This is a genomic window from Streptomyces sp. NRRL F-4489 (assembly GCF_001509485.1).
Taxonomy (GTDB): Bacteria; Actinomycetota; Actinomycetes; order Streptomycetales; family Streptomycetaceae; genus Streptomyces.
In genome coordinates, this window is sequence record NZ_LLZI01000035.1 from 1 (window position 1) to 23513 (window position 23513).

Below are 23513 nucleotides of genomic sequence, written 5' to 3' on the forward strand. Positions count from 1 at the left end.
GTGTACGGGGCGGAGGGGGCGGGCTGCGGGTCGGCGGGCGTGCGTGGGGCGGACTCCGGGGCGGGCAGTGCGGCGTTCGGGCCGGGCTGATTGGGCTGCGGGCCAGTGGGCGCGGGTGGGGCGGACTCCGGGCCGGGTGGGGCGGCGTTCGGGCCGGGCGGTGCGGCGAGGGTTTCGGCCAGGTCGTCCATCGCCAGGTGGACGACGGTGACCGGCTTGCCGGGGTCGGCAGCGGACGCGGCGCGCAGGGCGGCGGCGAGCGCGGCGCCCTCGGTGCCCCCGGGGGCGGCGCCCTCCTCCCCCACCCAGGGGATGGCGGTGACGACGACCGCGTCGCAGGCGTCGCCGGCCAGCGCCTGGGCGAGGGCGGCGCGGAAGTCCTCCGGGGTCGCCGCGGACGGCAGGACGTGGGGGCGCTGCGGGCGCAGCCCTTCGGTGAGGCAGGCGTCGTAGGCGAGCAGCGCGAGGGATTCGGAATTGCCCAGGATGGCGACGCGCGGGCCGGCCGGCAGCGGCTGGGAGGCGAGCAGCAGCCCGGCGTCGATGAGTTCGGTGACGGTGTCGACGCGGATGACGCCGGCCTGGCGCATCAGGGCGGCGACCGTGCTGTCGGGGATGCGGACGGTGGGGACGGCGTGCCCCATGGGGGCGGCGCCGTGGTGGCGGGCCCCCTTGGCGACGACCACCGGCTTGACGGCGGCGGTGCGGCGGGCGAGGCGCGCGAACTTCCGGGGGTTGCCGATCGACTCCAGGTAGAGGATCACGACGTCGGTGTGCGGGTCGTCGTACCAGAACTGGAGGAGGTCGTTCCCGGAGACGTCGGCGCGGTTGCCGGCCGAGACGAAGGCGGAGATGCCGGCGATGCCGCCGTCCCCGGGGCCCCGGTCGTGGAGCCCGCTGAGCAGGGCGATGCCGATGGCACCGGACTGGGTGAACAGGCCGATCCGGCCGGCGCCGGGCATCCGGGGGGCGAGGGAGGCGTTCAGCCGGACGTCGGGGGCGGTGTTGATCAGGCCGAAGGCGTTGGGCCCGATGAGCCGCATGCCGTAGGAGCGGGCCTGGCGGAGCAGGGCGCGCTGCCGCTCGCGGCCGTCGGGGCCGGCCTCGGCGTAGCCGGAGGAGAGGACCAGCACTCCCTGGACGCCGTGTTCGCCGCAGGCGCGGACGGCGTCGGGGACGGCGGCCGCGGGCACGGCGATGACCGCGAGGTCGACCGGGCCGGAGACCTCCCGGAGCGAACGGACGGCGGGCACGCCCTCGGGCTCCAGGCGCCGCAGCTCCCCGGGGAAGGCGCGGTTGACGGCGTACAGGCGGCCGGTGAAGCCGGCGTCGAGGATGTTGCGCAGCGTCGTGCGGCCGAGGCCGCCGGGGGCGCGGCCGGTGCCGATGACGGCGACCGAGCCGGGGGCCAGCAGGCGCTGGACGGAGCGGGCCTCGGCGCGCTGCTCGCGGCCGCGCATCACGGCCATGGACCGCTCGGTTGGTTCGAGGTCGAGCTCCAGGCGGACGACGCCGTCCTCGAAGGTGCGCTTCTGGGTGTAGCCGGCGTCCGTGAACACCTTGATCATCTTGGTGTTGGCGGGCAGCACCTCGGCGGCGAACCGGCGGATGCCGCGCTCGCGTGCGACGGCCGCGATGTGCTCCAGGAGGGCGGAGGCCACGCCGCGGCCCTGGTGGGCGTCCTGGACGAGGAAGGCCACCTCGGCCTGGTCGCACCCGGGGCGCTTGGCGGGCAGGCCGCGCTCGTCGATCCGGTCGTAGCGGACGGTGGCGATGAACTCGCCGCCCACGGTGGCCGCCAGGCCGACCCGGTCGACGTAGTCGTGGTGGGTGAACCGGTGGACGTCGCGGTCGGACAGCCGAGGGTAGGGCGCGAAGAAGCGGTAGTACTTCGATTCGTCCGAGACCTGCTCGTAGAAGGAGACCAGCCGTTCGGCGTCGTCGGGGGTGATGGGCCGGATGCGCGCCGTGCCGCCGTCGCGCAGCACCACGTCGGCTTCCCAGTGGGTCGGGTAGGCGTGATCCGGCGGCATGTGCATGCGGACAGCGTACGGCGGGGCACTGACAACCGGCCCGGCGTGCGTACGCTCGATGCCCCGGGGCCCGCCGCGACGGGACCAACGGCCCGGGGCGGACGGCCGGGTGACCCGGCCGCGGAGCCGGGCCGCGGGGCTGCGGGAGCACTCCTGGCAGCATGCGAGAATGGTCTAGACAACTGTCACGACTTTGAAGGGCAACACGATGGCTGAGCGCCGCGTCAATGTCGGTTGGGCCGAGGGCCTGCACGCCCGTCCCGCGTCGATCTTCGTCCGAGCGGCCACCGCCTCCGGTGTCCCCATAACGATCTCCAAGGCGGGCGGCAACCCCGTCAACGCCGCCTCCATGCTCGCGGTCCTGGGCCTGGGCGCCCAGGGTGGCGAGGAGATCGTGCTGGCGTCCGACGCCGAGGGCGCCGAGGCCGCACTCGACCGTCTGGCGAAGCTGGTCGCGGAGGGCCTCGAGGAGCTCCCCGAGACCGTCTGAGACGCGCGGCCCGCCACGGCCGGCGCGTCCGTGGCCGGCTCAACCCCGCCGCGGCAACCGGGACTTCCGGGAGCCGCGGCGGGGTTTTTACGTGCGGGTTCGGCGGGGTGCGGGGCCCGGCGCCAGGCGGGATTCGGTCCGGGGAATCAGGGAACGGGTGCTCGCGCAAATCGGGGTGGGGGCCGGCCGGGCGAATTCCTGCGGCGACGACCAAGAGCCCGGGAATTACCGGCTCCCCACTCCCCTCTTTTCAGTATCCGGGTTTCCACCCGCTCCGATACATTCCCCATTCCTCATTTCCCCCGCTTCCCCCCTTCCCCTCCCCCTTTGTATACGGGGTGATTGTTAAGCGCGGGTACGGGCTGTGTTGTCGGGGCGTTTCGGTCCGCTCACCACTGGTGCGTGGCGGCGCAGCCGGTACACGGGAAGCGACCGTGCGATGTGGGCCGCCATGAGGGCGCGGGCCCGTTCGGCGTCGCGGCGCACCACCGCGTCCAGTACGGCGGCGTGCTCGTCCCACGATGCGGTGACCCGGGGCGGCGCTTCGATGACGTACATCCATTCGATCTTGCGCCTCAGTTGGGTGAGCGGCGCGGTGAGGCTGGGACTGCCGGCGGCCTGGGCGAGCGTCTCGTGGAACCAGCCGTCCAGTTGCCGCAGGTCCGCGGCGTGGCCGCGGCGGGCCTGTTCGCGGCCGAGCCGGACCAGACCGCGGAGCACCTTCAGGTGGGCGGAGCCGCGCCGGGCTGCCGCGCGGGCGGCGCCCAGCGGCTCCAGGGCCGCGCGGATGTCGAGGAGGTCGGCGGCCTCCTGGTCGGTGAGTTCGGCGACGCAGGCGCCGGCGTGGTCGCGGATGGTGACGAACCCCTCGGACCGGAGGGTGCGCAGCGCCTCCCGCACCGGAACGCGGGAGACCCCGTACCGCGCGGCGAGAAGGTCTTCGACGAGCCGGCTTCCCGGCGGCAGTACGCCGCAGACGATTTCGTCGCGAATCGCTGTGCACACCGCGTGCGCGGAAATGTGGCCTCGCATCGTCCGTGCCTCCGCCGTCATGACGTCATTCCCGGAATTGCCGCCCGCTCGGCGGCTTTCCCCGAACTCTATTCGACGGGAGTGGACTTTCTCCCGGCCCTCGTGAATTCGCCGGTGCTTTTCGGACGGACGGGTGCGGCCGACGACGCGTGAAGGGCGTGGCGGGTGCTCGTACGGCGCGTGGGTCCCGTAAACGGGTACCGCGCTCCTGGAGACGGCGGAGCCCCGGCCTGCCGGGGTGGCGGGCCGGGGCTCCAGGGGGACGGTGTCGCGGCGGAGAGGTCGCGGGTGGCTCAGACGGTGACGCCGTGCGCGCGCAGGTAGGCGATCGGGTCGATGTCCGAGCCGTAGTCGGGGCCGGTGCGGGCCTCGAAGTGGAGGTGCGGGCCGGTGGTGTTGCCGGTGTTGCCCGAGAGGGCGATCTGGTCGCCCGGCATGACGGTCTGGCCGACCGTCACCCCGATGGACGAGAGGTGACCGTATTGGGTGTACGTACCGTCGTTCATCTTGATCACGACGTTGTTGCCGTACGCGCCGCCCCAGCCGGCCTCGACGACGGTGCCCGCGCCCACGGCATGGACGGGCGTGCCGTAGGCGGCGTGGAAGTCGATGCCGGTGTGGCTCCCCGAGGACCACAGGCCGCTCGACGCCTTGTACGGGGTGGAGACGTAGGAGCCGTCCACGGGGGCGACGAAGGTGGCCAGGAGGCGCTTGCGCTCGGCGTCGCGGGCGGCGCGCTCCTTGGCCTCGCGTTCGGCCTCGGCCTTCTTCTTGGCGGCCTCGGCCAGCCGCTTGGCCTCGGCCTCGGCCCGCGCCTGTGCGGCGGCCGTCTCGGCGGCGGCCTGCTGCGCGTCGGCCTGCGCCTCGACCCGGTCGGCGAGTGCGTCACCGATCGCGACGGCCTGGTGGAGGCCGGTGTCGTGGGGCGCCGGCTCCTCCGCGGCGGCCAGCGCGGGCGACGCCACGGTGGCGACGACGCCGGACGCCGCGAGGGTGGCTATACCGGCGAGGTTGCGCGTGGTGCGAGCGGTGCGGCTCGGCCGGCGGTGCTTCCCGGTGGCACGGGTGAACGCCATGTACGGGCTGGTCCTTTCCTTCCCTCTCGCCTACCGGGTTAGCTGACGGGTTCGGAGCAGGAAGGTCTCCTACGGGCTCCTCCGGAGAGGGGTCCGATTCACCCCAAGGGACGTGGGTCCCCGGCTCCCCTGGCTCGCGCCGTACGGGGACTCGGCGATGACTGTCCGGTGCCACTGGTGTGGCGGTGTTGTGACGAACAGCCGGACCGACGCTAATCGGGGCATCTTTCAGTCGGCAAACAGAACCGGCTATTTGTGCGACATGCCACACCCGAATCGGGCAACCGGCCCACCGTCACGACATCACTTGCCGCGGACACAGCACGGCCCCCGTGGCAAGTGACTGCCACGGGAGCCGCTTTGTCGACATGTGATGCCCCATCGGGTGACCGGCCGTCACCCGATCGGCGTCAGCCGCTGACGACCGTCACCTCGCCGATGCCGAGCGCCTTGACCGGCTCGGCGATCTGCGCGGCGTCGCCCACCAGGACCGTCACCAGCCGGTCCACCGGGAACGCGCTGACGGCCGCCGCGGTCGCCTCGACCGTGCCGGTCTCCGCGAGCCGCGCGTACAGCTGCGCCTGGTAGTCGTCCGGCAGCTGCTGCTCCACCTGGTCGGCCAGGGTCCCGGCGACGGCGGCGGCGGTCTCGTACTTCAGCGGGGCGACGCCGACCAGATTCTGCACCGCGACGTCGCGCTCGGCGTCCGTCAGCCCCTCGTCCGCCAGGGTGCGCAGCACCGTCCACAGGTCCTGGAGGGCCGGCCCGGTGGAGGCGGTGTCCACCGACCCGCTGATGGCGAGCAGCGCCGCGCCCGTGGCGCCCTCCGGGGAGGACGGGGCCGAGGAGCGCAGCACCTGGCCGAAGGCGCGCACCCCGTAGGTGTAGCCCTTCTCCTCGCGCAGCACCCGGTCCAGACGGGAGGTGAGGGTGCCGCCGAGGCAGTACGTGCCGAGCACCTGGGCGGGCCACACCCGGTCGTGCCGGTCGGGGCCGGTCCGCCCGATGAGCAGCTGCGTCTGGACGGCGCCCGGACGGTCCACGATCACCACGCGGCCGGTGTCGTCCGCGACGACCGGCGTGGGCTTCAGCGGCTCGGCGGTGGAGCCCGTCCAGGCGCCCAGGGTGTCGGCCAGCGCCGCCTCCAGGTCGATGCCGGTGAAGTCGCCGACGATCACGGCGGTGCTGGTGGCGGGGCGGACGTGCGCGTCGTAGAAGGCGCGGACGGCGGCCGCGTCGATCCGGGCGACGGTCTCCTCGGTGCCCTGCCGGGGCCGGGACATCCGGGAGTCGGCCGGGAAGAGCTCCTTGGACAGCGCCATCGCGGCGCGCCGGGCCGGGTTGGCGAGCTCGTGCGGGATCTCGTCGAGGCGGTTGCGGACCAGCCGCTCGATCTCGCTGTCCGGGAAGGCGGGGGCGCGCAGCGCGTCGGCGAGCAGGCCGAGGGCGCGCGCCAGCCGGGAGGCCGGGACCTCCAGGGAGACCCGTACGCCGGGGTGGTCGGCGTGCGCGTCCAGGGTGGCGCCGCAGCGCTCCAGCTCGGCGGCGAACTCCTCGGCGGTGTGCTTGCCGGTGCCCTCGGACAGGCCCCGGGCCATGATCGTGGCGACGCCGTCGAGGCCCTCGGGCTCGGCGTCCAGCGGGGCGACGAGGTTGATCTCCACGGCGACGACCTGCTGGCCGGGGCGGTGGCTGGTCAGCAGGGTCAGACCGTTGGCGAGCCGGCTGCGGTCGGGGGCGGGGAAGGCCCACGGCTTGGGGGCGCCGCCTCGGGGCTGCGGGTGGAACTGCATGCTGCTCACAGGGGCGTCTGCGGGGGTGGTGGCGTCGGTCACTTGGCCGCCTCCTCTTCCTCGGTGCCGGCGGCGTCGGTCTGCGCGGTGGGCTCGTAGACGAGGACCGCGCGGTTGTCGGGGCGCAGCCGGGCCTTGGCGACCGCCTGCACCTCCAGGGGAGAGATCTCCAGCACGCGCTGGACGGCGGTCAGCGCGAGCTGCGGGTCGCCGAACAGGACGGCGAAGCGGCACAGTTCGTCGGCGCGGCCGCTGACCGTCGCCAGGCGGTCCAGCCACTCGCGCTCCAGCTGGGCCTGGGCGCGCTCCATCTCCTCCGGGGTCGGGCCCTCCTCGGCGAAGCGGGCCAGCTCCTCGTCGACCGCGGCCTCGATGGCGGGGATCTCGACGCCACCGGACGCCTTCACGTCCAGCCAGCCCAGCGAGGGCGCGCCGGCCAGCCGCAGCAGGCCGAACCCGGCGCCGACGGCGCTGCGGTCGCGGCGCACCAGGCGGTTGTACAGGCGGGAGGACTCGCCGCCGCCCAGGATGGTGAGCGCGAGGTCGGCGGCGTCGGCCTCGCGGGTGCCGTCGTGCGGGAGGCGGTAGGCGGCCATCAGGGCGCGGGAGGGGACGTCCTCCTCCACGACGGTGCGCAGCTGGCTGCCGATGATCTCGGGCAGGCTGCCGTCGCGCGGCGGCTGCTTGCCGTTGTGCGACGGGATGGAGCCGAAGTACTTCTCCACCCAGGCGAGCGTCTGCTCGGGGTCGATGTCGCCCACGATGGACAGCACGGCGTTGTTGGGCGCGTAGTAGGTGCGGAAGAAGGCCCGCGCGTCCTCCAGGGAGGCGGCGTCGAGGTCGGCCATCGACCCGATGGGGGTGTGGTGGTACGGGTGGCCCTCCGGGTAGGCCATGGCCGTGAGCTTCTCGAAGGCCGTGCCGTAGGGGACGTTGTCGTAGCGCTGGCGGCGCTCGTTCTTGACGACGTCGCGCTGGTTCTCCAGGGATTCCTCGTCCAGGGCGACGAGGAGGGAGCCCATGCGGTCCGCCTCCAGCCAGAGGGCCAGCTCCAGCTCGTGGGCGGGCATGGTCTCGAAGTAGTTGGTGCGCTCGAAGCTGGTGGTCCCGTTGAGCGAGCCGCCGGCGCCCTGGACGAGCTCGAAGTGGCCGTTGCCCTTGACCTGCGCGGACCCCTGGAACATCAGGTGCTCGAAGAGGTGGGCCAGGCCCGTGCGGCCCTTGACCTCGTGGCGCGAGCCGACGTCGTACCACAGGCAGACGGCCGCCACCGGCGTCAGATGGTCCTCCGAGAGCACCACGCGCAGGCCGTTGGCCAGCCGGTGCTCGGTCGCTGTCAGGCCGCCGGAGCCGGCTTCTTCTGTGGCCGTGTGACCCATGGGCATGTACGTCCCTTCGATCCGCTTGCGAGGAAAGTTCTGTCACTGTATGCAACCGCGTCGGCATCTGGCGAAGTTCCCGTGAGGAAGGCCCCGATCGTGGCCGTCACCGGGCCTTACGGGCGGGAAGGGGGGAGCGGTGGTGAGCGTTGTCAGTGGGGCGGTCCACAATGGTCCGCGTCAGACTCATTCGGACTCGCCGGTCGGTCCGCCGGCCGGCCGGTCAGCGCTGATCCCAGCGCCGGCCCCAGGCGTTGACCCCCAGCGTTGGTCCGACATCGGCAGCAGACGCAGCAGAAGGAGCCGCAGCCGCGATGGCCCGCCGCAGCACGAAGACCCCGCCGCCGGACGACTTCGAGGAGAGGATCCTCGACATCGACGTCGTCGACGAGATGCAGGGTTCCTTCCTCGAGTACGCCTACTCGGTCATCTACTCGCGCGCCCTGCCGGACGCCCGCGACGGCCTGAAGCCGGTGCACCGCCGCATCCTCTACCAGATGAACGAGATGGGCCTGCGGCCCGAGCGCGGCTACGTGAAGTGCGCCCGGGTCGTCGGCGAGGTGATGGGCAAGCTCCACCCGCACGGCGACGCGTCGATCTACGACGCCCTGGTGCGCATGGCGCAGCCGTTCTCGATGCGGCTGCCCCTGGTGGACGGGCACGGCAACTTCGGCTCCCTGGGGAACGACGACCCGCCCGCCGCGATGCGGTACACCGAGTGCCGGATGGCGTCCGCGACGTCCCTGATGACGGAGTCGATCGACGAGGACACCGTCGATTTCACGCCGAACTACGACGGCCAGGAGCAGGAACCGGTGGCCCTCCCGGCCGCCTACCCGAACTTGCTGGTCAACGGCTCGTCCGGCATCGCCGTGGGCATGGCGACGAACATGCCGCCGCACAACCTCGGCGAGGTGATCGCCGCGGCCCGCCATCTGATCAAGCACCCGAACGCCGATCTGGACACCCTGATGCGGTTCGTGCCGGGTCCGGACCTGCCGACCGGTGGCCGGATCGTGGGCCTGAGCGGGGTGCGCGACGCGTACGAGAAGGGCCGCGGCACGTTCAAGATCCGCGCAACCGCCACGGTGGAGAACGTCACGGCCCGCCGCAAGGGCCTGGTCGTCACCGAACTCCCCTTCGCCATCGGCCCCGAGAAGGTCATCTCGAAGATCAAGGACCTGGTCGGCGCGAAGAAGCTCCAGGGCATCGCGGACGTCAAGGACCTCACCGACCGCGAGCACGGCCTGCGGCTGGTGATCGAGGTGAAGAACGGCTTCAACCCCGAGGCCGTCCTGGAGCAGCTCTACAAGCTCACGCCGATGGAGGAGTCCTTCGGCATCAACAACGTCGCGCTGGTCGACGGCCAGCCGCTGACGCTGGGCCTGAAGGAGCTGCTGGAGGTCTACGTCGACCACCGCTTCGACGTGGTGCGCCGGCGCAGCGAGTTCCGCCGGACGAAGCGGCGCGACCGGCTCCACCTGGTCGAGGGCCTGCTCACCGCCCTGGTGGACATCGACGAGGTCATCCGCCTGATCCGCTCCAGCGAGAACAGCGCGCAGGCCAAGGAGCGGCTGATCGCGCGGTTCTCGCTGAGCGAGGTGCAGACGCAGTACATCCTCGACACCCCGCTGCGCCGGCTGACCAAGTTCGACCGGATCGAGCTGGAGGCGGAGCGGGACCGGCTGGAGGCCGAGATCGCGGAGCTGACCCGGATCCTGGAGTCGGACGCCGAGCTGCGCAAGCTGGTCTCCGGGGAGCTGGCGGCGGTCGCGAAGAAGTACGGGACGCCGCGCCGCACGGTCCTTCAGGAGTCGACGGGCGCCTCGGTCGCCGCGGTGCCGCTGGAAGTCTCCGACGACCCGTGCCGGGTGCTGCTGTCGTCCACGGGCCTGCTGGCGCGTACGGCCACGGCCGGGGCGGCGCTCGACACGGACGCCAAGCGCGCGAAGCACGATGTGATCGTCTCGGCGGTGCCGGCGACGACGCGGGGCGAGGTGGGCGCCGTGACGTCGCAGGGGCGGCTGCTGCGGCTGGCGGTGATCGATCTGCCGCAGCTGCCGGACACCGCGTCGACCAGCCTGGCGGGGGGCGCGCCGGTGGCGGAGTTCCTGAGCCTGGGCGACGGCGAGCGGCTGGTGTGCCTGACGACGCTGGACGAGTCCTCGCCGGGGCTCGCGCTCGGTACGGAACAGGGCGTCGTGAAGCGCGTGGTGCCCGACTACCCGTCCACCAAGGACGAGTTGGAGGTCATCACCCTCAAGGAGGGCGACCGCATCGTGGGCGCGGCGGAGCTGCGGACGGGCGAGGAGGACCTGGTCTTCATCACCGACGAGGCCCAGCTGCTGCGCTACCCGGCGTCGCAGGTACGGCCGCAGGGCCGGCCCGCGGGCGGTATGACGGGCATCAAGCTGGGGCAGGGCGCGAAGGTGATCGCTTTCGCGGCGGTCGATCCGGCGTCGGAGGCGATGGTGTTCACGGTCGCCGGCTCGCAGGGCATGCTGGACGACTCGCTGGCGACGGCGAAGCTGACCCCGTTCGACCAGTATCCGCGCAAGGGCCGGGCCACGGGCGGTGTGCGCTGCCAGCGGTTCCTGAAGGGTGAGGACTGCCTGACGATGGCCTGGGCGGGCCCGGCGCCGGTACGGGCCGCCGACGCCAAGGGCGCCCCGGTCCCCCTGCCGGACCCGGACCCGCGCCGCGACGGCTCCGGCGTCGCCCTGACCAAGCCGGTGGCAGCCTTGTCCGGCCTCGCGTAACGGCGCGCCGACCGAATACGCGAATGCCGCCCGGGTGGCCACTCACCGCCCGGGCGGCATTTGCGTGTTACGAGGCCGGGTCCACAGGCCGTCGGGCGGGGCGAGGCCGGGCACGGGCGTGTCCCCGCACCGCCAGACGCGCCGACCTTGCCCCTCCCAGCAACCGGCCCCCGCCCCCGCATCACTCCTCCCGCGAAGCGACATACCGCAGCACACCCCACATGCTGTTCTCATCGCCCTGCGCCCCGGGGGCCTGTCGGCAGTCCTCCAGCTCCTTGCGCAACGCGGGGCCATCGACGCCACTGCCGATCATCACCAGCTGTGTGCACCGCTCCTCCCCCTTCGCCCACGGCTCGGGGTAGAACCGCAGGAAGTTGCCGACCGCGTGCAGCACGAACTTCTGGCGGTTCTCCGGGATGTCGAAGTGGACGAACCCTTTGATGCGGTAGAGGCCGGCGGGCCGGCTGTCGAGAAACTCCATCAGCCGACGCGGATCCATCGGTTCGCCCGAGGTGAACTCCACGCTCTGGTAAGCGGCATGGAAATGTCCCGCATGGCCTTGGCCGCAGCAGCCACCGCAGTCCTGGTGGTCATGCTCGCCGCCGCCTTCGATCCCCTGCCCCGGCGCTCCGCCCGCGGAAGCCTCACGCAGCAGGTCCTCGAACGACAGCTGGCGAACGTCCGCGTCACGGTCGTCCCCCGCCCCGCGGTCGAAGAACATCTCCGGATCGATCCGGCCGTAAGCCGTGCAGATCACCGGCCTGCCCGGAGCAAGCCCACCGAGAGTGTCGATCAGTTGCTGACGTGCCGCATCACCGATCCGGTCGGCTTTGTTGAGGACCACCAGATCAGCGATCCCCACGTGCCGGTCCAACTCGGGATGCCGCGCGCGGGTGTCCTCGAACTCCGCGGCGTCGACGACCTCGATCAGCCCGCCGTACACGATCCTGTCGTTGTCGCTCGCGAGCACCATCCGGATCAGTTCCTGCGGCTCGGCCAGCCCACTGGCCTCGATGACGATCACGTCGATCCGGGCGGAGGGACGGGCCAGCCGCTCCAGGTACGCGTCCAGTTCGCTGGTGTCGACGGCGCAGCACAGGCACCCGTTGCCGAGGGAGACCATCGAGTCCACTTGCCCGGCCACCGTCATGGCGTCGATCTCGATGCTGCCGAAGTCATTGACGATGGCACCGATCCGGGTGCCGTCGCCGGCCCGCAACAGGTGGTTCAGGAGCGTGGTCTTGCCTGAACCGAGGAAGCCGGCGAGCACGACGACCGGGATCTGCTGCGTGGCCAAGGGGGCGCCTCCATGGTGCGGGCGGCGGGCCGCACGGCCCGGCGGCGTACGAACTGCCGATCGTAACCGACAGCCGCCGGCCAAGGCCGGGGCCCGCTCCTCGCCGCCTGAACCCGCCCCTGCCCCACGTGCCGGCCCCGGCCGGCACCCGCGCGCTCCCTCCGGAGCCGCGTGCTCCCACCGACCATGCCGGCAGGAGCACACACACGCGCATCGAGGCGTCAGGGCCTCCGAGGCCCGTTCCCCTTCCTGCCCGCCGCCGGGGCCGACCGCCGCCCCCTCGGCTTCACCCGCCGACGAGGCCGGACCCGTCGCTCCACGACCTCGCCAGCTCCGTCCCGGAGACAGGACGCCCCATAGCCATCCCCCGTGGAATCTCCCGCCGCATTCCCGGCATTTCCTGCGGAACGCTCCGGGTTAGGCTCCCCTTTGTGAGTACCTGCGCCACCGCCTCCCTCGCAGCCGCCGAACCCATCGCCGGCACAGCCGCCACCGCCCGGACCTGGCTGCTGATCGAGCAGCCCGGACCATGGGGAGCCAAGGCGCTGACCGACAGCCACCTCGATCCGCACATCGGCCGAGCCCTGGAAGCGGCGGCAGAGGGTACGGGGGTGCGGGTCGCCCTGATCCGCCGCCCCGGACGCCACGCCGACTTCCACGGCACTCCCCGCCGCCGTCTCTTCCTCGCTCACACCGCGCCCGGCCGCTCGTGGATCCGCACCACCACCGTCACCGACCCCAGCGCCGCCCTCCGGCTGGATTTCGCCGCCCTGGGAGCCGGTGACCACGGTGGCCTCTGGGAGCCGTACGCCGGCGACCCGGTGGTGCTTGTGTGCACCAACGGCAAACGGGACCGCTGCTGTGCACTCCTCGGGCGCCCCCTGGCCGCTCAACTGGCCTCCGAGGGGTGCGCGACCTGGGAAGTGACGCACATCGGCGGCCACCGCTTCTCCCCCACTCTTTTCGTCCTCCCCTACGGCTACGCCTACGGGCGCGCCTCGGCTGAGCTGGTCAAGGATGTCGTGGAGACGGCTCGCGGCGGCCGCGTCACGCTTGGCGGGTGCCGGGGCCGCTCGACGTGGGACCGGCCCGCTCAGGCCGCCGACCTCGCGGTCCGGGAGTTGATCGGCGAGCGGCGCGCGGACGCACTCAAGGTCATACGGACCGACGCGGTGCGGCCCGAACCTGGGAGCGGCCACGGGCGGGCACCCGGAAACATACCTCTTCCGGGAACCGCTCCCACCTGGTCCATTACCGTCGCGCACACCGATGGACGAGCGTGGCGCGTGATCGTCGATCAGCGGTCCGATGGTGCTCCGGCGCCCGCCAGCTGTGGTGCGCCGCTCGGTCCACCGACGCGAATGGCGGTCACCTCCGTCACCCCCCTTTCGCTCCCGCACGTCACTGCCACTGGGGCGCCCCTCCTGCCTACCGTTCCGCCGTTGTGAAACCGGAGGCGGATCCGGCTCCCGCCTTCGCCCGTTCCTCCCGAGATGCCGCCCGCCACCGAACGCCCCCCTTCGGGAATCCACGGCGCACGCCAGCGCAACACCCAGCGTCAGCCCAAGCGTCGCCGCGAATCCAAGGCCCAGCACCGGCCCCAGCGTTCGCAGCGCCATTGCGCGGCGTCCATTAGGCCTGCTCGCCGCGCCTGCTGCCCCGCCAACCGCTCCCCCAGCCAACATGCCCGCTCCCCCCGCCGCGCCTCTGCGCGATGCCCTGGCCGTCCCCAGCCTTCCGACCTGACACGACGAGGCTACGCACACACAATCCGCGAGCGCGGAGCCTGTGGATAACTCCGCGCGAGGGCCCGCCGACCACGCCTGATCAGCACCCGGTACAGCCCATCGCCGTACCGCAATGCACGCGAGGAGCCCGGCGAATCGAGCAGCGCGGCGCAGCTCCAGCACCGATACGACGTGGCCGCTTCCCCATGGCTGGGCGCCCCACTGCGCCCAGCCCGTCTACCGGGCCGAAGCCCCCGGAGGCTCCGCAAGGCCATGGCGGTACGCGTAGTGGATCGCCTGGGCGCGGTCGCGCAGACCCGCCTTGGCGAAGAGGTTGTTGATGTGGGTCTTCACCGTAGCCGTCGAGACATGGAGCGAGCGGGCGATCTCCGGATTCGTCTGCCCTTCGGCGACGAGCCGCAGGACCTCCACCTCTCTGGCGGTAAGCCCGTCCGGCGGCTCATCCGGCGGTTCGGGCCGGCGGGTCGGTGCGGGATCGGCGAGGCGTTCCAGCAGGCGGCGCTGGATCTTCGGTGACAGCCCCGCCTCACCCGAGAGCACGTCATCGATGGCGCGGACGATCTCGTCCCCGTCGGCGTCCTTCGTGAGGTAACCGCGGGCGCCGGCCTGGAGGGCAGGGAACAGCGAATCGTCATCGGCGTACGTGGTGAGCACCACCACCTGGGTGCCGGGGTGGTCGGTGCGGACGCGACGGGTCGCCTCGACGCCGTCGCACCGCGGCATTCGCAGGTCCATCAGCACGACATCCGGGGCGAGTTCGGCGACCAGGCGGACCGCCTCCTCGCCGTCCGCCGCGGCACCGACCACCTCGATGCCCGGCAGAAGTCCCAGCAGCATCACGATTCCCTCGCGCACCACGGTCTGGTCGTCGGCGACGACCACGCGCGCCGTCGTACGCGCCGTCATGCCGGCACCCGCAGCCGCACCACGAAACCCTCCTCATCGGGGCCGGACTCCAGCGTTCCGCCGAGGAGTTCGGCGCGCTCCCGCATCCCGAGGAGACCGTACCCGGAACCGCTGCGGGCGAGCTCCCCCGGCTTGCCGCGGCCTCCGGAGTCGCGGACCACGAGCCCCACGCTGCCCTCGGCGTACTCCAGCCGCACGCTCACCCGGGCGCCCGGTGCGTGCTTGCGCACATTCGTCAGCGCCTCCTGGGCGACCCGGCGCACCGCGAGCCCGGCCTCCGCGGGCAGAGCCCGCTGATCGCCCACGACATCCAGCCGCGCGCCCTCAGCGGCCGTCAGATCGCGCAGGAAGTCCTCGACCGGGGCCATCTCCCCCCGCAGGGCGGAAAGCGCCTCACGGGTCCCGTCAAGCCCTTCACGGGCCATTCCCCGGCACGCCACGACCCGTTCCAGGAGCTGTTCGCGGTCCGCCTCCAGGTCGGTGCTGCGCTGGATCAGCTGCCGCGCCGCTTCCAGGTGCACCAACTGGGCGCTGAGGCTGTGCGCGAGGACGTCGTGGATCTCGCGGGCGATCCTGCCCCGTTCGGCGAGCGCCGCGGTCTCGGCCTCGGCCTTGCGGGCCGCGCGCTCCTGGGCCAGCAGCCGGTGCGCGTTGCCGCGGGCCTCGGCATCCAGGCGGATGACGTACCCGGCCAGTCCCAGGCCGACGGTGGTCACCGCGGTGGTCAGCCAGTTGTCGGTGTTCACCACGGCGTACGCGCCGAGCGCGACGGCGGAGCACGGCACCGCGGCGCTCAGCGGCAGCCGTTCCATCGCCGTGATGGCGCACGCGCACCAGAGGACGATCGCCGGCAGGTGCGCGCCCGCCAGGTGGAAGCCGAAGGCGGCCGCCTCCAGTACGGCGAACAGCGCGATGGACGGCAGCATCCGCCGTGCCAGCGTCATCCGGAAGAAGCCCCGGAACACCGCCAGGCTGAGCACGACCCCCGCGGCGGCCGCCGCCAGGCCCCAGCCGGTGAACGCCCCGCCGGCGAACGTCGTCCAGAGCAGTCCCGCGATCACCAGGACACGCATGCCCCGGCCGATCCACAGACGAGCCTCGCTGAGGCCCTCCTTGGAGAGGGATTCCCGCAGCGGCCATGTCGTCCAGGAATTCGGCACGGTCGGTCCTTCCGGTGAGCTGCGCAGGGCCTCAGCCCACGGCAGGGACACGGTACGTCCGCTGCAGTCCCTGGGCACGCCACGTGGTGACACCGGCCCGGGTGAGCAGCATCGCCCCTACGGACAGCAGCGTCGCCTGGCTGCCCTGGTGGACGCCCAGCGCGGCGGCGATGCCCATCAGGCCGAGGCGCAGCGCCGTCCCGCACAGCCACACGCCCGCCGCGGCCCACGTGCCCTTGGTCCACACCACCCCGGTCTCGTCCGTCCAGATCCGGGTGGTCCAGGCCCACGCCGCCCCGCTGGCCAGTCCGATCACGAGGGACACGGCCAGCAGGATCACCGAGGCGGCGCGGTGCGCGGGGTCCAGGAGGCCGGGCTGCCGCAGCGCCAGGAAGACCAGGACGGCGGGCATCAGCCACCACTTCCTGCCTCCCGAGGTGATGCGCTGTGCCGTGAACTGCCGCGCGAAGACGATCGCGACAACCGCGATCAGCACAGCGATATCGAGCCAGCCGTTCATGGCCAGGGCCTCCGTTGGGACGTGGATTGTTCGACGTCCTCGACGCTACGGAGAGAGCCCCGCCGCCCGGATCGGAGCCAGGGTGGGACGCGGGTGGAAACGGCGGCGGGCGCCCGTCCACCCGTGGGTGGAGAGGCGCCCGCGGCGAGCCCTGACCGGATCAGGTGTCGATGCGCGAACGGTCCAGCGTCGCGGCGGAGCTGGTGATGAACTCCTTACGGGGCGCGACCTCGTTGCCCATCAGCAGGTCGAAGGTCTTCTCCGCGGCCTCGAGATCGCTGATGTTGATCCGCCGCAGCGTCCGGTGCCGCGGGTCCATGGTCGTCTCGGCGAGCTGGTCCGCGTCCATCTCACCCAGGCCCTTGTAGCGCTGGACGCTGTCCTTGTAGCGGACCTTCTTGCGCTGGAGCTCCAGGAGCGTCTGCCGCAGCTCGTTGTCCGAGTACGTGTAGATGTACTTCTCCTGGCCCTTCTTGGGGTTGATCAGCTCGACGCGGTGCAGCGGCGGGACGGCGGAGAAGACCCGGCCCTGCTCGACCATCGGCCGCATGTAGCGCTGGAAGAGGGTCAGCAGCAGGATGCGGATGTGCGCACCGTCGACATCCGCGTCGGCGAGGAAGATGACCTTGCCGTAGCGGGCGGTGTCGATGTCGAAGGTGCGGCCGGAACCCGCCCCTATGACCTGGATGATGGCGCCGCACTCGGCGTTCTTGAGCATGTCCGAGACGGACGCCTTCTGGACGTTCAGGATCTTGCCGCGGATCGGCAGCAGCGCCTGGAACTCGGAGTTCCGCGCCAGCTTGGCGGTGCCCAGCGCCGAGTCGCCCTCGACGATGAACAGCTCGCTGCGCTCGACGTCGTCGCTGCGGCAGTCCGCCAGCTTGGCCGGCAGGGAGGAGGACTCCAGCGCCGTCTTCCGCCGCTGGGCCTCCTTGTGCTGCCGGGCGGCGATACGCGTACGGGCCGCGGCGACGACCTTCTCCAGCACGGCGCGCGCCTGCTGCTTGGCGTCCCGCTTGGTGGACGTCAGGAACGCCTTGAGTTCCCGGCTGACCACCTGGGCGACGATCCGGGACGCGGCGGAGGTGCCGAGCACCTCCTTGGTCTGGCCCTCGAACTGCGGCTCCGCGAGCCGCACGGTGACGACCGCGGTGAGGCCCTCCATCGCGTCGTCCTTGACGACGTCGTCCTCGGCGACGCGCAGCAGCTTGCTGGACCGCAGCACCTCGTTGACCGTCTTGGTCACCGAGCGCTCGAAGCCGGCGACGTGGGTGCCGCCCTTGGGGGTGGCGATGATGTTGACGAACGACCTGACCGTGGAGTCATATCCGGTGCCCCAGCGGAGGGCGATGTCAACGCCCAGTTCCCGGGTGACTTCGGTGGGTGTCATGTGGCCGCGGTCGTCCAGGACGGGCACGGTCTCCTTGAACGTGCCCTGGCCGGTCAGCCGCAGGACGTCGCAGACGGCCTTGTCCTGGGCGAGGTACTCGCAGAACTCGCTGATGCCGCCGTCGTAACGGAACGTCTCTTCCGTCTTGCCGGCGCCGTCGATGCCGCGCTCGTCGCGGACGACGATGGTCAGTCCGGGCACCAGGAAGGCGGTCTGGCGGGCGCGGGCGTACAGCGTCTCCAGGGAGAGCTTGGCGTCCTTGAGGAAGATCTGCCGGTCGGCCCAGTAGCGCACCCGGGTGCCGGTCCTGGTCTTGGGGATCCGCTTGCCCTTGAGCAGCCCGTTGGCGGGCTCGAACGGGGCGTCCGGGCCGGCGCCGCTGAAGCTCCCGGGGACACCGCGGCGGAAGCTGATCGAGTGGGTCTTGCTGCTGCGGTCGACCTCGACGTCCAGCCGCGCGGAGAGCGCGTTTACCACCGAGGCGCCGACGCCGTGCAGACCGCCGGAGGCGGCGTACGAGCCGCCGCCGAACTTTCCGCCGGCGTGCAGCTTGGTCATCACGACCTCGACGCCGCTCAGCCCCGTCTTGGGCTCGACGTCGACGGGGATGCCGCGGCCGTTGTCCTGCACCTCCACGGACCCGTCGCCGTGGAGGATCACCTCGATGTGGTCGCAGTAGCCGCCCAGGGCCTCGTCGACGGAGTTGTCGATGATCTCCCACAGGCAGTGCATCAGACCGCGGCTGTCCGTCGAGCCGATGTACATGCCGGGGCGCTTGCGGACGGCCTCCAGGCCCTCGAGGACGAGCAGATGCCGCGCGGTGTAGTTGGACCCGTCCCGGTCTGCCCCGGTCAGCACGGCGGTGGACGGCACGGACATCTCGGCGGTCACGCGGTTCGCTCCTCGCTGAATTTCTGGCAGTCCGCGTTCCGCGGACTCGGTTGTGGCGGTGTCGCCGGTGAGAGGGTACCGAGGCCCAGTAGAGCCGATGTGACGCCACCCGTGAGCGTGACCATGGTAGTAGAATTTCGTTCGTACGTTCGATCCCTCGATGGGGTGACGTCCGAGTGACGTGCACATCACGTTCCCTTCGAGGCATGAACCATTTAGGCTCCGGGCACGTCCTCATCAACAACCGGCAAGCCAGCCGGGAGGGCAGAATCCAGCAACCAACGTGAAACAGACCATCACGCACTACGGCTCATTCGCCGCCACCCGGCAGCACCCGGCCCCCTTGAAAGAAATTTTTCGGGGAAAAGGCACGAGCGGGAACGTTTTCGGCCTGGTTGGATGTTGACCCTGGTACGACAGCTCGTCGAGCTAGAGAAGAGGCGACGTGACTACTGTTCTGACACCCGCGAGCCCGCTGACGGCCGCTGACCGGTGCGACCGCTGCGGCGCCCAGGCATACCTGCGCGTCGTCCTGATGTCCGGCGGAGAGCTGCTCTTCTGCGCCCACCACGGCCGCAAGTTCGAGCCAGAACTCAAGAAGATCGCCGCGGAAATACAGGACGAGACGGAGCGGCTGACCGCCACTCCGAGGTCCGCGTCCGAAGAGGAACGCTGACACTTCGCATCCACGACGAGCGAGTAGCGGCCCTTGCGCCGTGCTGCGGGCGGTTTTCCCGGCACCCCGGGGAGGCCGCCCGCACTCGTACGCCCCGGCACCCGCCGCGCGCCCGGAAGCGGTCACCCGGACGCGGTCAGCCGGCGCCGTGCGCCAGGACGGCCGGGAGCAGCGCGGACGCCCGCGTGTAGACACCGGGGCTGCCCGCCCGCCCGCAGCCCGTCCCCCACGACACCAGCCCCACCAGCCGCCCGTGCACCACCAGCGGCCCGCCGCTGTCCCCCTGGCAGGCGTCCCGCCCGCCCTTCGGTTCCCCCGCGCAGAGCATCGAGGCGGCGTTGTACGTCCCGTCCACGCTGCCCGGGTAGGCGCGGGCGCACACCGCGTCCCGCAGGACGTTCACCCTGGCCGCGCGCAGCCGCGCGGCGTAGCTGCCGTCGCCCGTCATGTCACCCCATCCGTAGACGGTGGCGGCGCTGCCCGGCAGGTAGGCGTCGTCGTGGGGCCGCGCTATCGGGAGGGGGCGGTTCGGGACGCGTTTCTCCAGGGTGAGGACGGCCATGTCACCCTCGTTGGTCCAGGGGTTGTAGCGCGGGTTGACCCACACCTTGGCGATCTTGACCTCGCGGCCGCCCTTGCCGGTGAGGTTGTTCCGCCCGACGACGACCCGCAGGTCCCGTACTTCCCGCCACGGCAGGCCCAGCACCTCCCGGCCCAGGCAGTGGGCGGCCGTCACCACCGTCGCGTGCCCGACGAGTACGCCGCCGCAGAACTGTCCGGAGCGGTGGTTCCCGAACCGCTGGTGCGAGGCCAGGGCCACCGCCCAGGGGGTCTGTGAGCGGCGGACGGGCTTCCCCCCGACCACCGACTCGTCCGCGGCCGCCGAGGCCGGTACGGCGAGGATGAGCGCAAGCGCCCCGAGGGCGGCGCGTACGGTCGGTCGCATACGGACTCCTGACTCCGGGACAGTGCTCGCACACCCAGCGTGACCCAAACGGGCGCGCCCCGCACCCGGACGGCCGCGAGCCCGGCCTCCCACGGGGTGGAGGGCCGGGCTCGCGGCGCGGTCGGAGCGGGTACGGCTAGTCGAGGTAGTCGCGCAGCACCTGGGAGCGCGACGGGTGGCGCAGCTTCGACATCGTCTTGGACTCGATCTGGCGGATCCGCTCGCGGGTCACGCCGTAGACCTTGCCGATCTCGTCCAGGGTCTTGGGCTGGCCGTCCGTGAGGCCGAAGCGCATGGAGACGACACCGGCCTCGCGCTCGGAGAGGGTGTCCAGCACGGAGTGCAGCTGCTCCTGGAGGAGGGTGAAGCTGACCGCGTCGGCCGGGACGACCGCCTCGGAGTCCTCGATGAGGTCACCGAACTCGCTGTCGCCGTCCTCGCCCAGCGGGGTGTGCAGCGAGATCGGCTCGCGGCCGTACTTCTGGACCTCGATGACCTTCTCGGGGGTCATGTCGAGTTCCTTGGCCAGCTCCTCCGGGGTGGGCTCGCGGCCCAGGTCCTGGAGCATCTGGCGCTGCACGCGGGCGAGCTTGTTGATGACCTCGACCATGTGCACCGGGATGCGGATGGTGCGGGCCTGGTCGGCCATGGCGCGGGTGATGGCCTGGCGGATCCACCACGTCGCGTAGGTCGAGAACTTGTAGCCCTTGGTGTAGTCGAACTTCTCGACCGCGCGGATCAGACCGAGGTTGCCCTCCTGGATGAGGTCCAGGAAGAGCATGCCGCGGCCGGTGTACCGCTTGGCCAGGGAGACGACCAGACGGAGGTTGGCCTCCAGGAGGTGGTTCTTCGCCCGGCGGCCGTCCTCGGCGATGATCTCCAGCTCGCGCTTGAGCTTCGGCGCGAGCTTGTCGCTGTTGGCGAGCTTGTCCTCGGCGAACAGACCCGCCTCGATGCGCTTGGCGAGCTCCACCTCCTGCTCGGCGTTGAGGAGCGGGACCTTGCCGATCTGCTTGAGGTAGTCCTTGACCGGGTCGGCGGTGGCGCCGGCCGCGGCGACCTGCTGGGCGGGGGCGTCGTCCTCGTCCTCGTCCGACAGTACGAAACCGGCGTTCTCGGGGGTCTCGGGGTCCGCCGGCTCACCCTTGCCGGGCGCCGGGGTCTCCTCGGTCAGGTCGTCGTCGAGCAGATCGTCGACGTCCTTCTTGGCCGCGGTCTTCTTGGCGGTGGTCTTCTTGGCCGCGGTCTTCTTCGCGACCGTCTTCTTGGCGGCGGTCGCCTTCTTCGCCGCGGCCTTCTTCACGGGCGCGGCCTCGGACTCACCGGCGGCCGGGTCCGCCACGGAGGCGGCGGCCGAGGCGGTGGTGGTCTTCTTCACCGTTGCGGTCTTGGCCGCGACGGTCTTGGTGGCGGTGCGCTTCGCCGGACTCTTCGCTGCGACGCTCTTGCGGGTGCGCTTGGGCGCCTCTGCGGCACTGACCATCAGCGTCACACCCTCCTCGTCGAGGATCTGGTTGAGGCTGCGCAGAACGTTCTTCCACTGGGTTGGCGGAATCTGGTCAGCCTCGAAGGCCCGACGCACGTCATCGCCGGCGATCTGCCCATCTGCCTTTCCCCGCTCGATGAGCGCCATCACAGACTCGGACTCGGCGATCTCCGGCGGGAGCGTACGGGATGTGCTGGCCGACACGAACAACCTCTCGGAACGATGGAAACGGCTTCCGACCCCGTCCACTACGGATCGGAGCCGACGACCGCCGGCGGGGATGGACCGACGGCGCAGGGGCAACCGGGGAGTTGAACAGCGTCACGAACGCCGCTCGTATTCCCTCCTCGGCTATCACCTCTTAAGTCATCGCGCTTCCCCGGAGAGCGTTACGCCCAATCTGCGTGGCCCGAGTCACACCCCATAACGACCCATTCCCCGACATTTGCCCTGCAATCCTCTCAACGTCTGCCGCCGGATCCGGACGACGTCCCGGATCCGGCGATCTTGCGCTCCTTCGGTACGTACGGCGCGTCCTCGGCGGGGGCGTACGGGGCACGAGTCCGCGCGGTGCTTACGGTCCGCACGCGGTCGGGTACGAGCCTCAGTGCTCGCGGGGCGCGGGGACGGTGTGGTCCACGGGCGTCCCGGTGCCCTGCCCGCCGGTCTCGCCGTGAGTGGCGAGGAGCTGGCGCATCGCGGATTCGGCGGCAGTGGCGTCGCCGGCGCCGATGGCGTCGACGACCCGCATGTGCTGGCCCACGGACGTCTCGACCGGCCGCTCGCAGCCGCCGCCCGGCCCCCCGGAGACGTGCAGGGCGGACGTGACGATGCCGGCGAGGTGCTCCAGCATGCGGTTGCCGGCGAGCTGGAGCAGCAGGGTGTGGAACTCGGTGTCGGCGCGGGCGAACGTCATGGTGTCGCCCTGGGCCGCGGAGTGGCCCATGATCTCGACCATGTCGGCGAGGCGCTGCTGGACGTCCTCGCGGCCGTGGCCGGCGGCGAGCCGGGCGGCCAGCGGCTCGATGGTCCAGCGGAGCTCGCACAGCTCGCGGCGCTGGTCGTCCCGCTGGGGTCCGTAGGCGCGCCATTCGATGATGTCGGGGTCGAGGAGGTTCCAGTCGCTCACCGGGCGCACCCGGGTGCCCACGTTGGGGCGCGCGCTCACGAGGCCCTTGGCCTCCAGGACGCGCAGGGACTCGCGGACGACGGTGCGGGAGACCTCGAAGCGCTGGCCGATCTCCTCGGGGACGAGCGGGCGGTCGGCGCCGAGATCGCCGGAGACGATCATCTGGCCGAGCTGCTGGACGAGTTGGCCGTGCAGGCCGCGGCCACGGCTGCCCGCCGCGCGCCGGCCGACCCGGCCGATATCTGCTTCGGCGCCATCCCAGACCGGGGGGACGCGCTCTGCGCGGTCCTGGCCGGCCGCGTGGGCGGCGTTGGCGTAGGGGTAGCGGTCAAGCTCGCCGGGGCCTGCGAGGCCGGTGTCGCCGGGGCGAGCCGCGGTCATCATGGTGTGCGCAAGGGTACTCACGCATCCTTTGTCGGCGACACCCTGAACGGCCTTGAGGTCTTTGGTGAAAAGCACACGAAAGGGTGATCGCCCGTTATCTCGCAATTGACGCTTTATCGGAAAGAAATGCGCTTTCCGCGGCGAGTTGTGGGCAGCGGGTGCAACAACCGGGGCCGGAAACGGGCGTTTTGGCCGGCCGGCGCCTCCGGCCCGTTAGCACGGTGAACACATAAGCGCAGCCCAGCACTCCGGCGCAACGGCCGAGCGCCGGGCGGGAGTTGGGGTCACCGGGCACACCAGGAGCGGTACGTCTTGATCGCTTCGGTAAGCCGCAGGGGACGCGCGGGGCGGGACGGGGATTCGGGGACGGCGGGGGCTGTCGTCGTCCCGGCGGGCGGGTGGGTCAGCCGCGGCGGTG

17 protein-coding genes and 1 riboswitch are annotated in these 23513 nt (G+C 71.7%); of the genes, 4 read left to right on the forward strand and 13 right to left on the reverse strand.

From position 1 onward, the window contains the following. On the reverse strand, positions 1-2039 hold a 2039-nt coding region (locus ADL22_RS05075), incomplete at its 3' end, for a GNAT family N-acetyltransferase (RefSeq protein ID WP_066974192.1). 202 nt (positions 2040-2241) lie between these two features. On the opposite strand from ADL22_RS05075, the gene ADL22_RS05080 reads away from it, so the two are divergent. After that, positions 2242-2523: an HPr family phosphocarrier protein gene (locus ADL22_RS05080; RefSeq protein ID WP_066974193.1), complete on the forward strand. Its 282-nt coding sequence runs from the start codon at positions 2242-2244 to the stop codon at positions 2521-2523. 345 nt (positions 2524-2868) lie between these two features. Here ADL22_RS05080 and ADL22_RS05085 read toward each other — a convergent pair whose 3' ends face one another. From ADL22_RS05085 to ADL22_RS05100, 4 genes are all read right to left on the reverse strand, one after another. Continuing rightward, positions 2869-3555, reverse strand: coding sequence for a GntR family transcriptional regulator (locus tag ADL22_RS05085; protein WP_066974194.1), 687 nt, complete (start codon positions 3553-3555; stop codon positions 2869-2871). A 293-nt stretch (positions 3556-3848) separates the two neighbouring features. Beyond that, positions 3849-4631, reverse strand: coding sequence for a M23 family metallopeptidase (locus tag ADL22_RS05090; protein WP_066974195.1), 783 nt, complete (start codon positions 4629-4631; stop codon positions 3849-3851). Positions 4632-4643: 12 nt separating this feature from the next. After that, positions 4644-4798: riboswitch (cyclic di-AMP (ydaO/yuaA leader) on the reverse strand. Positions 4799-5041: 243 nt separating this feature from the next. Further along, positions 5042-6424: a M16 family metallopeptidase gene (locus ADL22_RS05095; protein ID WP_066974262.1), complete on the reverse strand. Its 1383-nt coding sequence runs from the start codon at positions 6422-6424 to the stop codon at positions 5042-5044. 38 nt (positions 6425-6462) lie between these two features. After that, on the reverse strand, positions 6463-7803 hold the full coding sequence (locus tag ADL22_RS05100) for a M16 family metallopeptidase (protein ID WP_066974196.1): 1341 nt from the start codon (positions 7801-7803) through the stop codon (positions 6463-6465). A gap of 314 nt (positions 7804-8117) precedes the next feature. Here ADL22_RS05100 and ADL22_RS05105 point away from each other — a divergent pair, with 314 nt between their 5' ends. Further along, positions 8118-10562, forward strand: coding sequence for a DNA gyrase/topoisomerase IV subunit A (locus tag ADL22_RS05105; protein ID WP_066974197.1), 2445 nt, complete (start codon positions 8118-8120; stop codon positions 10560-10562). Between the two features lie 181 nt (positions 10563-10743). Here ADL22_RS05105 and ADL22_RS05110 read toward each other — a convergent pair whose 3' ends face one another. After that, positions 10744-11859, reverse strand: a complete 1116-nt coding sequence (locus tag ADL22_RS05110; RefSeq protein ID WP_066974198.1) for a CobW family GTP-binding protein — start codon at positions 11857-11859, stop codon at positions 10744-10746. Positions 11860-12290: 431 nt separating this feature from the next. Between ADL22_RS05110 and ADL22_RS05115 the strand changes: the two genes are divergently transcribed. Beyond that, positions 12291-13307 carry a sucrase ferredoxin gene (locus ADL22_RS05115; RefSeq protein ID WP_066974199.1) on the forward strand — a complete coding sequence of 339 codons (1017 nt, stop codon included), beginning with the start codon at positions 12291-12293 and terminating at the stop codon, positions 13305-13307. Positions 13308-13823: 516 nt separating this feature from the next. On the opposite strand, the gene ADL22_RS05120 is transcribed toward ADL22_RS05115, so the two are convergent. The 4 genes from ADL22_RS05120 to ADL22_RS05135 form a co-directional block, all read right to left on the reverse strand. Further along, entirely contained in the window at positions 13824-14513 is a 690-nt protein-coding gene (locus ADL22_RS05120; protein ID WP_066974200.1) for a response regulator transcription factor, read from the reverse strand. Further along, positions 14510-15673 carry a sensor histidine kinase gene (locus ADL22_RS05125; RefSeq protein ID WP_066974201.1) on the reverse strand — a complete coding sequence of 388 codons (1164 nt, stop codon included), beginning with the start codon at positions 15671-15673 and terminating at the stop codon, positions 14510-14512. The genes ADL22_RS05120 and ADL22_RS05125 overlap by 4 nt, the downstream gene beginning before the upstream one ends. A gap of 31 nt (positions 15674-15704) precedes the next feature. Beyond that, on the reverse strand, positions 15705-16193 hold the full coding sequence (locus tag ADL22_RS05130) for a DUF1453 domain-containing protein (RefSeq protein ID WP_066974202.1): 489 nt from the start codon (positions 16191-16193) through the stop codon (positions 15705-15707). A 160-nt stretch (positions 16194-16353) separates the two neighbouring features. Next, positions 16354-18474, reverse strand: coding sequence for a DNA gyrase/topoisomerase IV subunit B (locus tag ADL22_RS05135; RefSeq protein ID WP_066974203.1), 2121 nt, complete (start codon positions 18472-18474; stop codon positions 16354-16356). A gap of 445 nt (positions 18475-18919) precedes the next feature. Here ADL22_RS05135 and ADL22_RS05140 point away from each other — a divergent pair, with 445 nt between their 5' ends. Beyond that, positions 18920-19150 (forward strand): DUF7455 domain-containing protein, encoded by a 231-nt coding sequence (locus tag ADL22_RS05140; RefSeq protein WP_039632042.1) that lies wholly within the window; start codon positions 18920-18922, stop codon positions 19148-19150. 136 nt (positions 19151-19286) lie between these two features. Here ADL22_RS05140 and ADL22_RS05145 read toward each other — a convergent pair whose 3' ends face one another. From ADL22_RS05145 to ADL22_RS05155, 3 genes are all read right to left on the reverse strand, one after another. After that, complete coding sequence (locus ADL22_RS05145; RefSeq protein WP_066974204.1) at positions 19287-20096, reverse strand: serine protease; 810 nt, start codon at positions 20094-20096, stop codon at positions 19287-19289. 136 nt (positions 20097-20232) lie between these two features. After that, positions 20233-21792 (reverse strand): RNA polymerase sigma factor, encoded by a 1560-nt coding sequence (locus ADL22_RS05150; RefSeq protein ID WP_079063849.1) that lies wholly within the window; start codon positions 21790-21792, stop codon positions 20233-20235. A gap of 394 nt (positions 21793-22186) precedes the next feature. Next, positions 22187-23170: a FadR/GntR family transcriptional regulator gene (locus ADL22_RS05155; protein WP_079063850.1), complete on the reverse strand. Its 984-nt coding sequence runs from the start codon at positions 23168-23170 to the stop codon at positions 22187-22189. Positions 23171-23513: the final 343 nt, after the last annotated feature.

Bases quoted from the DNA above. Each gene is read 5' to 3' on its own strand.
- ADL22_RS05095 (WP_066974262.1), bottom strand. From the start codon at position 6,424: ATGCAGTTCCACCCGCAGCCCCGAGGCGGCGCCCCCAAGCCGTGGGCC.
- ADL22_RS05100 (WP_066974196.1), bottom strand. From the start codon at position 7,803: ATGGGTCACACGGCCACAGAAGAAGCCGGCTCCGGCGGCCTGACAGCG.
- ADL22_RS05080 (WP_066974193.1), top strand. From the start codon at position 2,242: ATGGCTGAGCGCCGCGTCAATGTCGGTTGGGCCGAGGGCCTGCACGCC.
- ADL22_RS05090 (WP_066974195.1), bottom strand. From the start codon at position 4,631: ATGGCGTTCACCCGTGCCACCGGGAAGCACCGCCGGCCGAGCCGCACC.
- ADL22_RS05120 (WP_066974200.1), bottom strand. From the start codon at position 14,513: ATGACGGCGCGTACGACGGCGCGCGTGGTCGTCGCCGACGACCAGACC.
- ADL22_RS05130 (WP_066974202.1), bottom strand. From the start codon at position 16,193: ATGAACGGCTGGCTCGATATCGCTGTGCTGATCGCGGTTGTCGCGATC.
- ADL22_RS05145 (WP_066974204.1), bottom strand. From the start codon at position 20,096: ATGCGACCGACCGTACGCGCCGCCCTCGGGGCGCTTGCGCTCATCCTC.
- ADL22_RS05105 (WP_066974197.1), top strand. From the start codon at position 8,118: ATGGCCCGCCGCAGCACGAAGACCCCGCCGCCGGACGACTTCGAGGAG.
- ADL22_RS05085 (WP_066974194.1), bottom strand. From the start codon at position 3,555: ATGCGAGGCCACATTTCCGCGCACGCGGTGTGCACAGCGATTCGCGAC.